Annotated in this window: 11 protein-coding genes; all 11 read right to left on the bottom strand. The window is 38.3% G+C overall.

Translation table 11 applies throughout. The annotated features are described in order from the left end of the window. Positions 1 to 7 precede the first annotated feature (7 nt). Entirely contained in the window at positions 8 to 973 is a 966-nt protein-coding gene (locus tag CGC64_RS13025) for a glycosyltransferase family 2 protein (protein WP_005675986.1), read from the bottom strand. A 1-nt stretch (position 974) separates the two neighbouring features. Next, positions 975 to 2,240, bottom strand: a complete 1,266-nt coding sequence (locus CGC64_RS13020; RefSeq protein ID WP_005675987.1) for a hypothetical protein — start codon at positions 2,238 to 2,240, stop codon at positions 975 to 977. Between the two features lie 8 nt (positions 2,241 to 2,248). After that, positions 2,249 to 2,794, bottom strand: a complete 546-nt coding sequence (locus CGC64_RS13015) for an LbetaH domain-containing protein (protein WP_005675988.1) — start codon at positions 2,792 to 2,794, stop codon at positions 2,249 to 2,251. Between the two features lie 51 nt (positions 2,795 to 2,845). Continuing rightward, positions 2,846 to 3,196 (bottom strand): NAD-dependent epimerase/dehydratase family protein, encoded by a 351-nt coding sequence (locus CGC64_RS13010; protein WP_005675989.1) that lies wholly within the window; start codon positions 3,194 to 3,196, stop codon positions 2,846 to 2,848. Positions 3,197 to 3,353: 157 nt separating this feature from the next. Next, positions 3,354 to 4,409: an NAD-dependent epimerase/dehydratase family protein gene (locus CGC64_RS13005; RefSeq protein WP_005675991.1), complete on the bottom strand. Its 1,056-nt coding sequence runs from the start codon at positions 4,407 to 4,409 to the stop codon at positions 3,354 to 3,356. Between the two features lie 483 nt (positions 4,410 to 4,892). Further along, entirely contained in the window at positions 4,893 to 6,239 is a 1,347-nt protein-coding gene (locus tag CGC64_RS12995; RefSeq protein ID WP_005675995.1) for a UDP binding domain-containing protein, read from the bottom strand. 16 nt (positions 6,240 to 6,255) lie between these two features. After that, a complete protein-coding gene (locus CGC64_RS12990) occupies positions 6,256 to 8,670 on the bottom strand; it encodes a GumC family protein (protein WP_005675996.1) in 2,415 nt (804 codons plus the stop codon). Positions 8,671 to 8,679: 9 nt separating this feature from the next. Further along, positions 8,680 to 9,510 (bottom strand): polysaccharide biosynthesis/export family protein, encoded by an 831-nt coding sequence (locus tag CGC64_RS12985; protein WP_005675997.1) that lies wholly within the window; start codon positions 9,508 to 9,510, stop codon positions 8,680 to 8,682. Between the two features lie 16 nt (positions 9,511 to 9,526). Further along, positions 9,527 to 11,452 (bottom strand): polysaccharide biosynthesis protein, encoded by a 1,926-nt coding sequence (locus CGC64_RS12980; protein WP_005675998.1) that lies wholly within the window; start codon positions 11,450 to 11,452, stop codon positions 9,527 to 9,529. Positions 11,453 to 11,499: 47 nt separating this feature from the next. Then, positions 11,500 to 12,072, bottom strand: a complete 573-nt coding sequence (locus CGC64_RS12975; protein ID WP_005675999.1) for a UpxY family transcription antiterminator — start codon at positions 12,070 to 12,072, stop codon at positions 11,500 to 11,502. A gap of 352 nt (positions 12,073 to 12,424) precedes the next feature. After that, positions 12,425 to 13,369 (bottom strand): tyrosine-type DNA invertase cluster 3b, encoded by a 945-nt coding sequence (locus tag CGC64_RS12970; RefSeq protein WP_272791476.1) that lies wholly within the window; start codon positions 13,367 to 13,369, stop codon positions 12,425 to 12,427. Positions 13,370 to 13,404: the final 35 nt, after the last annotated feature.

Below are 13,404 nucleotides of genomic sequence, written 5' to 3'. Positions count from 1 at the left end.
TATGAAATTATTTAATTTTATTAAAAAATTTACGTAGGATGAGATATAATTTAGGATAATAACATATTAACCTTGCATCTATTTTTCGTTTAAATGGAAGATTAAGAGAGAATATAATCTTCTTATCTTCTTTTATCTTAGCAATTAATTTATCTCTTTCTGGCATTCCATTCTGATCACATCTCCATATAGCTGATACTATATAACCATAATATGAAATCATAGCAAGATTTGTAAGTGTAGGCTCTTTTTTTTCCTTTAAATATGTAATTCGATATTCTAGTTGTTTGCCTTTATAAAGATCTTTAGAATTGAACTTTGTATTAACAATGCTATTAGGATTATCTGTAAGATGATTCAAAAGTCCCCTTCTTAATAGTCCCACAGATTTGGCTTCATACAAAGCTTTGCAAGTCAACAAATAATCTTCATGAATTTCCCCAACAGGAAAACGATTAGTTTTCCAAAATTCTTTTTTGAACAATTTAGACCATACTGCGGTTCTTGGAAGCGATTGAACTGTTCTATTTTTAGAATCTAAGTGCCTGATTAAAGCATCTTTACCAGATAAAACTATAGATGGTTTTTCTATATATTTATTACTAATATTATTAGTAACCAAATTTATTCCGCACTCAACAAGGTCCAATTGTTCCTTTTCCATAAATGAAAGCATTTCTTCATACATGGTAGGCTCAATCCAATCATCACTATCAACAAAACCAATAAAATCACCAGAAGCAATATCCAACCCAGCATTTCGGGCAGAACTTAAACCTCCATTAGATTTATGTATTACATGAATTCGTTTATCAATTCTTGAATACTCATCAATAATTTCGCCACATTTATCAGGAGATCCATCATCGACTAAAATAATTTCCAAATTTTTATAAGACTGATGAATAATAGAATCAATACATTTATTAATGTAACGTTCAACATTATATATTGGAACAATGACACTAATCATATCACTTAATCAACTGTTTATGAGGTTTATTCGAAAGGAAACAAGCTAAAAAGAAAACAAAGGTATTACCATAATGATAAATGTAAGGTTCTTTTCCTTCCGCAAAAACAATAGATAGAAAAAGAAACCCCAATAATATACAAATAACTCGATTTTTTATATATCTAACATTTATAAACATAAGTCGATATAAATAAAAATAAAAAACAAGAGTTAAGATTAAGCCGTTTCCAAAATATGATTGTAAATAGCCAGTGTCCGACATTGTTGTTAATCCATCAACCGTTCCACGATAATATGATGTTCCCAATAAAGTATGCAGACAAATAGGAGCTACAGCTTGTTCTCTTAAAGTATGAACTGTATTTTGATTTTCAATTCCAACCTCTTGAAAGGCTAATATCTTATGAAAATTACCAAACTCTTCAATATCTGAAAAAAACACAGCTGCCAAAGAAAACAAGATAAAAAAACCAACTGTTCCAATAATTGCTAAGCTTGATTTTTGGTAGAAACTACCATAAATAAAGACTAAGCCTATAGTCAAGATTAGCAATAGAATTCCCAAAATAAAACCAGTTGAACCCACCAATAAAGCAGCAAATAATATTGCAATATATCCAAAAATATAAAATACATTTTTTGAACATCCAATGATCAAAATTGCAGTTGGAACAAGACCCAAAAAAAGATTTATAGCCAACAGTGACTCTGCGGCGCCTAAACCGTAAGCTCTTGAGCTAGACAAATAACCAAAATTTGCATCAACCATAAAATGGTTATAAAGAAACACTTTCACTTCAAATGAAAAGAAATCTGCAATGCAAATAACTGATTGAATCACAGTTGCGTAAAACATCGCAAGTAGAAACTGTTTAATATTATTAAAAAAGAAATAAGAAAAGGTACAAAAAAATGAAGTTAATAACAAAAACAGTAATGTTTTACCCCACATAGGTTGACCACTGCCTGTACCTGAATGTAGTAAAGTTATCAGAGTTTGCCATAAGAAAACGACAAAACCAATCGAAATTAATTTTTTTGATGTCCTTTTAAAATTAACATCATCAAAGGTCTTTGAATTAAAACGCTTTAAAAACCTTGTAATAAATGTAAAACCAGCAATGTAAAAAACTATCTTTCGCGAAGTCAACATGTCAGGCACTCCAAATGGTTGAACTTCATAAACGAAGAAAAAAACGAAGAATATCTGCCATATAAGTTTTTTCAAAGGAGCTTTTTGATCATCTAAAAAATATCTATTCATATATGAATCTATTTGTTTTTTAATAGTTTTGCAGGTATTCCACCAACAATCTGTGATTTACTAACAGACTTAGTTACAATTGCACCAGGAGCAACAAAAACATCGTCCTCAATTACAATATCACCAAAGGCTTTAGCAGATGGACCAAACGAGACACGTTCACCTAATATCGGTTTCTTACTATTATCATCCTTGTTGCCTAACAAAACTCCCGAATTAAAAGAGCAATAATTTCCTATTTTTCTAGCATTTAGTAAAATCCCACCACCACCAGAAAGGTGACGAATACGTAAGCCATAACCACAAACATTTAATGGAATGTCAATGTTTAATTTCAATCCCAAATGTTGTCTCCTAATATTATATAAATGAAATCTTATTTTGTGGTGACAATTATAATGATATTCACAGTATCTCAAAAGCCTTAAATATTTCAATATATATGCATTTTCAAATCCATAAATAAGATAAGCAATATATTTCCAAAAAGACAAAGAATACTGAGACATGTCTTCTTTTAAATAAAACCTAAGATCTTCCCTATTTCTTATCATAATAAATAAAAGAATGAGATCCTACCTATAGCAATTTAATTTTGAGAGTAATCATTGCTGAATGTGTGGAAAAAGTAGGGATCTCATTCTAGTTATACTTATCCACTCTATATTATACCTCTTGTTCTCAACGATAGCCTTTAATGCGCATACATGGCCTTTCGCCAAATCTACAACATGTATGAAGTCACGAATACCAGTTCCATCAGGAGTATCGTAATCATTACCAAAAATACCCAGTTCCTTGCACATGCCAATAGCCGTTTGCGTGATATAAGGCATCAGGTTGTTTGGAATGCCATTCGGATTCTCACCTATCAAACCACTCTCGTGAGCGTCAATAGGATTGAAATAACGAAGCAGCACCACATTCCACTCAGGATCAGACTTCTGCACGTCCATCAGCACCTGCTCCACCTGTTAAAAGAATATTCATATTTCAAATTATATTTGATCTGGCAGGAAGTATCGAACTTCGCCTTTCGCCTACCTGTGCTGCCAGAATACCATATGAGTTTATTTGAATGCTAATACATATAAACTCGACAGGTTTATTATATTATCCATAGTATTGTTTATACCACTCAGAGAACTTTCGTAAGCCCTCACGCAATGGCGTGTTTGGCTTATATCCGAAATCATCTTCTAGTGGTGTTGTATCTGCAAATGTTACAGGAACATCACCTGGTTGCATAGGTACAAGCTCTTTGTGAGCATCGAAATCGTAATCAAATGGCAATACTCCTGCACGAATCAATTCTTCCTGAAGGATAGTTACGAAATCAAGGAGATTCTCTGGTGAATTGTTACCAATGTTGTAAACCTTATATGGTGGGATTGGTAATCCATCCTCACCATTGGCTTTTTCTGGTGCATGTTGCATCACACGCAGTACACCTTCTACGATATCATCTACATAGGTGAAGTCGCGCTTGCAGTTGCCATAGTTGAAGATCTGAATAGTTTTGCCCTCACGCAACTTGTTGGTGAAGCCAAAGTAAGCCATATCTGGACGACCAGCAGGGCCATAAACAGTGAAGAAGCGAAGACCTGTAGATGGAATATTATAAAGCTTTGAATAAGCGTGAGCCATCAACTCGTTGCTCTTCTTGGTTGCTGCATAAAGTGAAACAGGATTATCCACCTTGTCCTCTGTAGAGTATGGAACTTTCTTATTGCTACCATATACGCTTGACGATGAAGCATAAACCAAGTGATCTACTTCATGATGACGACATGCTTCAAGAATGTTATAAAAACCAATGAGATTGCTTTGAATATAAGCATCTGGATTAGTAATGCTGTAGCGTACACCAGCCTGTGCGGCAAGGTTAACTACTACTGAAATCCGATTTTTTGTGAATATTTTATCGATAACCTCTTTGTTTGCAATAGATTCCTCCACGAATGACCAATTGCCACCAAGAGCCTCTATTCCACGAAGACGCTCTTTCTTAATATTAACATCATAATAATCGGTCATGGTATCAAGACCGATTACCTTTATATCTTTATAATCGTTTATAAGACGTTTTGCAAGATTACTACCGATAAATCCAGCAGCACCTGTTACCAAAATAGTCTTTCCGTTTAAATCTAAATTAAATTTTACCATGTTTATTTTCCGTATTTTTTTACTGCTTCATAGTAAGTATCGAGAGATCCGATGTTGAAACGGCCTGCTGACATTTTCCATGCATGCATTTTAGTATTGTCAACCATGTAATGGGCAAGATTGCCTGGGGCATCCTTTCCACAACCATTAGCAACTGAATTGCAAACAAGGCCCAATTTTTTTTTAAAATATACATAGAATGGAGGAACAGCCCAATGAGATTTTGGCTCTTGCGGTTTTTCTTACATATTGAGTACGCGCATGTTGTCATCAACGACAATGACTCCAGTGCGCTGGAGTTTCTCTATAGATGGTTGCTCATGACACATGATGCAGCTGGTATTCTTTGATTTTTCTTGTCTCGAATTAGAGATTTTTATTCCTCAACAAATTTTGCACCATCATCAGGGCAAACACGGTAAGGTGAGAATATGTGATATTGGAAATTGGCCATGTTAGTTTATAGTTTGTTTTTGGAAATCCTTAGTCGCGCTGGAAGATGTCACGTGTGTAAACCTTGTCCTTTACGTCATCCAATGCGGTATCATAGCGATTAGCAATGATAGCATTGCTGAGTTTCTTGAATTCATCAAGGTTGTTGACAATCTTAGAGCCGAAGAATGTTTCACCATCAGTAAGTGTTGGCTCGTAGATGATGATGTTGGCACCCTTTGCCTTTACGCGCTTCATGATGCCCTGAATGGCACTCTGGCGGAAGTTGTCAGAATTTGACTTCATAGTAAGGCGGAATACACCGACTGTAACTTCCTTCTCTGAAGATTCATTCCAGTCGCTATTGGCGGTATAGTAACCGGCTTTACGAAGAACTTCATCAGCAATAAAGTCCTTACGCGTGCGGTTTGACTCCACGATAGCGCTCATCATGTTTTGAGGAACGTCTGCATAGTTAGCCAACAACTGCTTTGTATCTTTTGGCAAGCAATAGCCACCATAACCGAATGAAGGATTATTATAGTGTGTTCCGATACGTGGATCGAGCCCTACACCTGAGATGATTGCCTGAGAATCCAAGCCCTTTACTTCAGCATAAGTATCCAACTCATTGAAATAAGACACGCGAAGTGCAAGATACGTATTAGCAAATAGCTTAACAGCCTCTGCTTCAGTCATACCCATGATAAGAGTATCAATATTTTCCTTAATTGCGCCTTCCTGAAGGAGTGCGGCAAATGTTTTTGCATTTTTCTCAGCGTCAGCATTACTGATTGCCTCAATAGATGCATTTTCCTCATCCCACTTCTTATTGCGATCAGCCGGCAATATCTTTGGATAGCCAACGATTATACGAGATGGGTAGAGATTATCGTAAAGTGCCTTGCTCTCGCGAAGGAACTCTGGAGAGAAAAGCAAATTGAACTTCTTACCCTTGAGTGAAGGATCGGTCAAAAACTTGAGCGCATACTTCACGTAAAGTGAACGGCAATATCCTACAGGAATAGTAGATTTGATTACCATCACTGCACCAGGATTCACACTCAAAACGAGGTCGATCACATCCTCGATATGATGTGTATCGAAAAAGTTTTTCTGTGGGTCATAGTTAGTTGGAGCAGCGATTACTACATAATCTGCATCCTTGTAAGCTGCGGCACCATCGAGAGTTGCTGTGAGGTTAAGATCCTTTTCAGCAAGATACTTCTCGATATAATCGTCCTGGATTGGAGAAATCTTATTATTCAGTTTTTCCACCTTTTCGGGAATTACATCCACGGTGGTTACATGATGATGTTGTGATAGCAGCGTCGCTATGCTCAGCCCCACATAGCCCGTACCGGCTACGGCAATCTTAATGTCTTTAAAATCACGCATATTTTGTTTGATTTAATTATTTTTCACCTCCATGCTTCTCTCCATATCCGTAACCGTAACGTTTTCCATAACCATAATATTTGCCATATTTACCATAGCCATAGTAATAACCATACTTCCTACTGTTCAGATCCAAACCATTGACAGCAATACAGAGATTAGGCAATTTGTTATTTTCAGCCAATTCATTAATCAAAGTAAACTCTGCCTTATGGGTATAATCAGCACGACATACATATACGGATAAATCTGCGACACGTCCTATAAGTAAAGTATCGGTTACCATACCCACCGGCGCTGTATCCAATATCACATAATCAAAATTCGCCTTCAATGTTTCAATGGCTTTCTCTAACCCTCCACGAGCCAATAATTCTGTTGGATTAGGTGGAACTGTACCACCGGGAAGAATAAACAGATTCTTGTTTATATCAGAAGGCTGCACAAAATCCATTAAATTCGCAGTTGTGTTTGTCAGATATTGAGTAATACCATGTTCCTTTTTAGGTATATTGAAGACTTTATTCAACCCCGGTTTACGAATATCCAGTCCTACTATCACCACTTTCTTCCCTAATAAAGAAAGACTAATTGCTAAATTAGCAGATATGAAAGACTTACCTTCACCACTGATAGTAGAAGTTACCAGAATTACATTCTTACCATTCTCAAGCATAAACTGGAGATTAGTACGGACATTCCGGAAAGTCTCACTCATCAGATTATTCTGATTCTCAAATACCGCTATAGAACCAGTCTTTTCATCTGCTAACGGAATATCACCAACAACAGGAAGTGAAGTCAATTTCTCAACGTCAGCACGACCTTCAATCTTGAATTTTGTCAAACCTATCAGATAAATAACTCCTACCGGAAGTCCCACACCTAAGACTAAAGCAGCCAAATAAACTATCGTCTTCTTGGGAGAAATCGGATTGTCATCTGCTAACGCTTCATCAATAATCTTCGCGTTATTGGCAGTAGCCGCCAAAGTGATGGCATTCTCCTCACGTTTTTGAAGCAACATCAGATACAAACCCGATTTAATCTCTTGCTGGCGGGCAATGCTTACAAACTGGCGTTCCTGAGTGGGTGCATCATTGATACGGCGGGAATAACGGCTTGCTTCACGAGCCAGATCTTCTTTGGTAATCTGCAATCCTTTCAATGTAGCATCTAAGGTAGCTTGCACATTGGTTCTCATTGCACGGATACTGGTATCCAGATTGATTATGGTCGGATTATTCTCCGTCGAAGTACGCAACAGACGTTTCCTTTCAACCAGCATTTGATTATAACGGTCTATCGCACCGGCTGATGCTGCATCCTGTAAGCCGATATTACTCGGTAATACTTCATATTCATTACCTTTCATATAGCGTTGCAAGTCCATCACCAGATTTATCTGAGTCTGATTTTCCACGCGTTTCTTTTCATATTCAGCATTGCCTGTCAAGGCTATCTGTGCTTCACTGCTCAAATCAGTAATTCCCGCACTACGTTTGAAGTTCTCCAAATCCTGTTCTGTACTGCCTAATTCTTTAGAAATAATACCAATACGTTCGTCAATAAATTCAGCAGTTTTCTGAGCCACCTCATTCTTGTCATTATTGGCATTGATATTATACATTTCAAGCAGTTTATTGATATAATCTCTACCACGCCGGGTATTTGTATTTTCCAATGAAATAACAACTACAGAAGTAGTCTTTGAAGTGGGGGCTATTGACAAAGAGTTAACATATTCTTTCAACACAGAAAAAGGTCTGTTAATAAAAGCTGTGATATGACGTTCTTTGGTTATATTTTCCGGACAAACTGCTGACAAGGTATCGTTATTTGCGAAAAAAGCAACCGTACCCTCATCTGTCGGAAATACAGCAGGCAATTTATCAAACTGTTTCCGGTACTCTTTTTCGCCTACTGTAATTTGTACCCCCAACGCACCCGTTGGTTGAAGAATCATATTTATTTCCATTCTACCCGGAAGTTTATCCGCTTCCTGATGAGTCAGACTCACTAAAACAGGAGATGTATGATAAAGCTCTTTGCTTGGAAATTCGTCTTCATCCATATAAGTCACGAACAGTCCCAGATTGTTTACCACCTCTCTGGCCAAAGACTTTGAACGAAGTACTTCGATTTCATTATCTACATTGCTAGATGAAGAGACGAAACCCTCCAATCCCATCTTTTCTAAATCGGAAGACATACTTGCACCACCACCTTTCTTTTCGTCCTTAATAAGGACAGTGGCAGAAATATTATATATAGGTGTTGTCAGACGTAGGTATCCCCATGCACAAGCAATACAAATAATTATCGATACTACAAACCAAGGCCAGTGAATCAGATAACGGAAAAGAAGTTCCTGAATATTAACCTGTTCTTCGGACTGTTCCCCTAATTTATCTTTTCTTTCATCAATCATACAATGCTATTATCTGAAAATTGTTACTAATAAACTTGCCAATGACACTAAAATAGAAGTAGCGGAGAACCAGAGACTTGTACTGTTACCAATATCCGAGTTGCGTGCTTTTGCCTTGTTCGGAGTCACATAAACGATATCGTTCTGCTGCAACCAGTAATAGGGAGAAAGAATGGTCTCCGCACTGTTCAAATCCAGTGTTATAATTTCCTGTTTGCCATCAGCACTTTCACGAATCAGCTTTACATTGTCGCGAACTCCCCAAACCGTCATGTCACCCGCCATAGCAAGCGCTTCCAACAAATTCACTTTCTCGTTACTGATAGTAAAAGTTCCCGGACGGGCAACCTCACCCAATACGGAGATTTTATAGTTTACCATACGGACAGTGACTATCGGCGTTTCTTTGATATAAGGTTTCAGTTTCTCCACAATCAGTTGCTCCGCCTCTTTCTTGGTCAAGCCACCTACCCTCAACTCACCTAGTACCGGAAAATTTATTTTTCCATCGTTATCTACGAGATATTGCTGCAATATCGGTTGGGAGGTTGTACTGGTTATAGCTACATTATTTTGAGTAGCTACCGTGAGGTTAAACGGAACAGCCAATTCCGGGCTGGTACATGACACTACAATAGTAAGCAGATCTTTAGGCATTATCTTTGCATCATATAGATTTTCCTGTTGAGCAGTCTGTTCTACAACTTTTGCATCTTGTAAATAAGGAACTTTCTTATACGACTGGCAGGAAGCGAACAGCAATATCGCAACTAAACAGGGAAATACCCCCCTCCCCTTTCTACTTACTCTACTTGCACAAATACAAAACAAATTATACATAAATTTCTCAAGTTTATTATTCTTTATCCAGTACCTCAAATTTCGAATTCTTCGATTTGAACTCCGGAACAACTTTTTTCATCAATCTGACCGTGTCTATAATCCGCACAGCACGGGACAACTTCTCAAACTCCGCATATATATCAAGAATATCAGCATATTCATACCGACGTACTTTAGCTATCATAATTTTTTTATTCTCGGTAGGAATCGTATTTTCTTTATCACTCAGCACTTCTTCATAGAGTTTCTCACCCGGTCGCAAGCCAGTAAATTCAATCTTTATATCTTCATCCGGGCGATAACCCGCCAATTCAATCATACGGGTAGCCAAGTCGACAATCTTAACGGCCTTGCCCATTTCAAAGACAAAGATTTCATTACCCTCTCCCATTGTAACAGCCTCCATAACCAAACGACAAGCTTCGGGAATCGTCATAAAAAAACGAATAATATCAGGGTGAGTCACTGTGACAGGACCACCGTTCTCAATCTGTTCCTTGAAGCGCGGGATTACAGAACCGTTACTGCCTAATACGTTTCCAAAACGTGTAGTAATGAATTTAGTATGTCCTTTTATCTTTCCCTCACGGATAGCACACCCCAAGCTCTGTACATAGATTTCCGCCAAACGTTTGGAACATCCCATCACATTAGTCGGGTTCACAGCTTTGTCGGTAGAAACCATTATCATTTTTTCTGCACCATACTCCACCGCCATATCGGCGACCTGACGCGAACCCGTGACATTGACAAGTACAGCTTCGCAAGGATTTTCTTCCATTAAAGGAACATGTTTATAAGCAGCGGCGTGGAAGACAATTTGAGGATGATAAAGTTCGAATACCATACGCACACGTTCTTTCACACGTACATCACCAATCACCGGAACAAAATCGATAGCAGGATAATTTTTCTCAAATTCCAAACGGACATTATGCAAAGGAGTCTCTGCAGAGTCAAACATGATGAGTTTTTGAATACCCATTTGCACCAATTGACGGCAAAGCTCGCTACCGATACTACCTGCAGCACCGGTCACTAATACAACTTTTCCTCTGAATTCTTCTGCGACCTGACTAAGGTTTATATTGATTTCAGCACGTCCCAATAAATCTTCAATTTTAATAGGACGTATCCACTGATGAAAGTTCCCGTCAGAATCCGCTTCACTGATAGTAGGAGCAATAAAAGTCTTGACAGCATTACTTTTACAATACTCTAAAAGGCGGTTCTCCTCCAGACGGGTATCTTCATAACAGGAAAACAGAATACCATGAATACCATGTTTTTTTATGACACGATTAAAGTCTTCTTCTGTTTCAAAATAATAGATAGGAAGGTCTGTCAGACGACGTCTACTGTTGTTTTTACCGTAAGTGTAGAAACCTGCAACTTTATAATGTGCACTGTCGCGGAGACGGAATTTTAAGGCCACACTCTTTTCGTCAATACCATAAATAAGAATGCGGGTATTCTTCTTATTCACCCAATCCAGCAACAGGTCATAGACAATTATCAGTGATACACGGAAGGCTGTCAGTGTCGCCAAAGTCAATAAACCATCAAACAAGAGATAAGATATCCTATAATTATCCGGCAATTCAGTCTCATAAATAACCCAATAAGAAATAGCCACCAGACAGGCTACCTTGAATAGGACGGCACACATGACACGCCAAAGTTCACGTGCCTGTGAAAAACGAATTGTATTACGATAAGTGTGGAATATTAATGCCCCTGCAACACTTGACACTAAAGAGACGCAAATAAATTTGCAAAGCATCCAGTCACTTATCGGAACATGTGCCATATAGTGAATTACGGCATAAGCGACCAATGAACATAAAACAGACAGTGCCGTATCAATACCTAAAATAACCCAATAGCTGAAATAGTTTTTACGAGCATATTGTACTATGCCCTTCAATGTTTTTTCCATTGTAGTATAAATGAATAAAATAATGTATCAGAAATACAAGTACATATTCAAAATCTAACCGGTTCTACATACCCTACCGGCATATCAGCACAAGCACATCCTAACATATTAAGCCTAACAGCTATCTTGCTTTTGCCGTCTACTGTAACAAGTTCACCCACAAGTCCAGTTAAAGGACCTTTAATGACGCGAACTTTTTCACCACGTGCCAAGGGAGCACTGTTCATGGAAATGACATATTTTGAATAATCAAGCATAAATCGGAAACGAGCCATCTGCTCATCAGGAATGATAGTCGGACTGCTCTCACCTCGCATTACCATATACCGACTTACTGTAGAAAAGGAAAGAACTTCTTTACGTTCTTTTGCATCAACGTGTACGAATACCATCATTGGAAGCAATACAGACTCGACCATCTTGCGTCGGTCACTCCATTGATGAAGTTCCTGCTGAACCGGAACGAAATTCTCAATCCCCATTTTATTTAAACGCTCGGCTACTTTCTTCTCGTGATGCATGCGAACCAAAGCGACATACCAACGTTTTGAGTATGCTACGCCTTCCCCTGTCCCATTACTAGGCCCAGCATTTGCTGATTTTTGTTTCGTTAAAATCATATTTTTTTACCCCATGTATATCTGTTACTTCTTAGGTAACAGGCAGTATATACACAAGACACACACAACAATGAAAAAGGGAAATTACACTGATATACAGGGTGTAAAAGAGGGGGGCCTGATATTCAACGAGAAGATTTCTTGATTTCGGGCAATAAAAAATCATTGAGCATGAAAAAAGAGATTTCATGTTCAAATACTTTTTTGCCCTATGTTTCAGATAAAACGAAAAAAAATGGGAAAATATTTGTTTACTATCTTAAAATATGTCTATCTTTGCGTCAAATTTAATTCTGTTACCTAAGAAGTAATAGATACACTTTAATTCTGATTATTAACTCATTACATCTTTTTATTTACCTACATAACAATTCTTTATGTAAGATAAATTCCCTTTATTTACCTCTGTACGTTCTTTAAGCTCGAAGCCTTTCAGGTAGATTTGTGTGGTTTTTATAGATTTGTGTCCCAATGATTCACTAATCATTTCAATCGGCACTCCGCGATACTTGGCTGTCGTTGCCCAAGAATGACGGAGCGTGTAGGAAGTGACAGGAGAATTCAAACGGAGAGCCCGAGCCAGATCCTTCAAACAATTATTAAATCGACGAAGAGCACTCTGGTATTCACGGTAAGCTCCTTCATCCTTACGTTTCTTATCACCGGATAGGATATCAAACAGATAGTCCGGACAATCAGGGCGGGAAGGCTGACTGTTGCGAAGCCGGTGAATCATCTCCTTCGCGGTATCCAGCACTTCCACACTGATCGGAGTTTTCGTCTTGACACGGTTGTACCGCAACACGTTCCGGTCCAAAGCTGACTTTTCCAGATGTGCCAAGTCGGCAAACGACATTCCGCAAAACTGGAACATCAGAGCGGCAATAGCCTGTGTATGGCGTAAACGTTCCGATTGGGGATCTTCATAAAGCAGCTTCCGCAACTCGGTGACAGGAAGGGCTTTCTTCTGACGAACATCCACACCCGTATAGACATCGTGAAACAGGCGGGGGATGTAAGGAGCACTACCCGCTTCCACTCCCCGGTTGTAGATACTGCGAAGCATACGCATATACGTGGAAACGGTGTTGGGCTTCAACCCACATTCATAAAGATACTGTCCGTAACGTCGTAAACGTTCCCGGGTTACTTGCCTGAACGACACATTGAACGTGCCGCAGAACAGGCTGAAAGAAAGGAGGGCATTTTTGTAGACATGCGCCGTAGAATAACGCCCTTCCTTTCGCAAACGACCGATGTAGATCTCTCCACACCGGCTAAATCCATTTTTACTCATCATTTGCATCACTAGTTATTTTATAATATATACCA

It is taken from the genome of Bacteroides caccae, from assembly GCF_002222615.2.
Taxonomy (GTDB): domain Bacteria; phylum Bacteroidota; class Bacteroidia; order Bacteroidales; family Bacteroidaceae; genus Bacteroides; species Bacteroides caccae.
Note: the sequence above shows the minus strand (reverse complement) of the source record. Positions and strands in the feature narration are given on the sequence as shown.

Bases quoted from the DNA above. Each gene is read 5' to 3' on its own strand.
- CGC64_RS12995 (WP_005675995.1), bottom strand. From the start codon at position 6,239: ATGCGTGATTTTAAAGACATTAAGATTGCCGTAGCCGGTACGGGCTAT.
- CGC64_RS12970 (WP_272791476.1), bottom strand. From the start codon at position 13,369: ATGAGTAAAAATGGATTTAGCCGGTGTGGAGAGATCTACATCGGTCGT.
- CGC64_RS12985 (WP_005675997.1), bottom strand. From the start codon at position 9,510: ATGTATAATTTGTTTTGTATTTGTGCAAGTAGAGTAAGTAGAAAGGGG.
- CGC64_RS13020 (WP_005675987.1), bottom strand. From the start codon at position 2,240: ATGAATAGATATTTTTTAGATGATCAAAAAGCTCCTTTGAAAAAACTT.
- CGC64_RS13015 (WP_005675988.1), bottom strand. From the start codon at position 2,794: ATGATAAGAAATAGGGAAGATCTTAGGTTTTATTTAAAAGAAGACATG.
- CGC64_RS13010 (WP_005675989.1), bottom strand. From the start codon at position 3,196: ATGGACGTGCAGAAGTCTGATCCTGAGTGGAATGTGGTGCTGCTTCGT.
- CGC64_RS12980 (WP_005675998.1), bottom strand. From the start codon at position 11,452: ATGGAAAAAACATTGAAGGGCATAGTACAATATGCTCGTAAAAACTAT.
- CGC64_RS13025 (WP_005675986.1), bottom strand. From the start codon at position 973: ATGATTAGTGTCATTGTTCCAATATATAATGTTGAACGTTACATTAAT.
- CGC64_RS12975 (WP_005675999.1), bottom strand. From the start codon at position 12,072: ATGATTTTAACGAAACAAAAATCAGCAAATGCTGGGCCTAGTAATGGG.
- CGC64_RS12990 (WP_005675996.1), bottom strand. From the start codon at position 8,670: ATGATTGATGAAAGAAAAGATAAATTAGGGGAACAGTCCGAAGAACAG.
- CGC64_RS13005 (WP_005675991.1), bottom strand. From the start codon at position 4,409: ATGGTAAAATTTAATTTAGATTTAAACGGAAAGACTATTTTGGTAACA.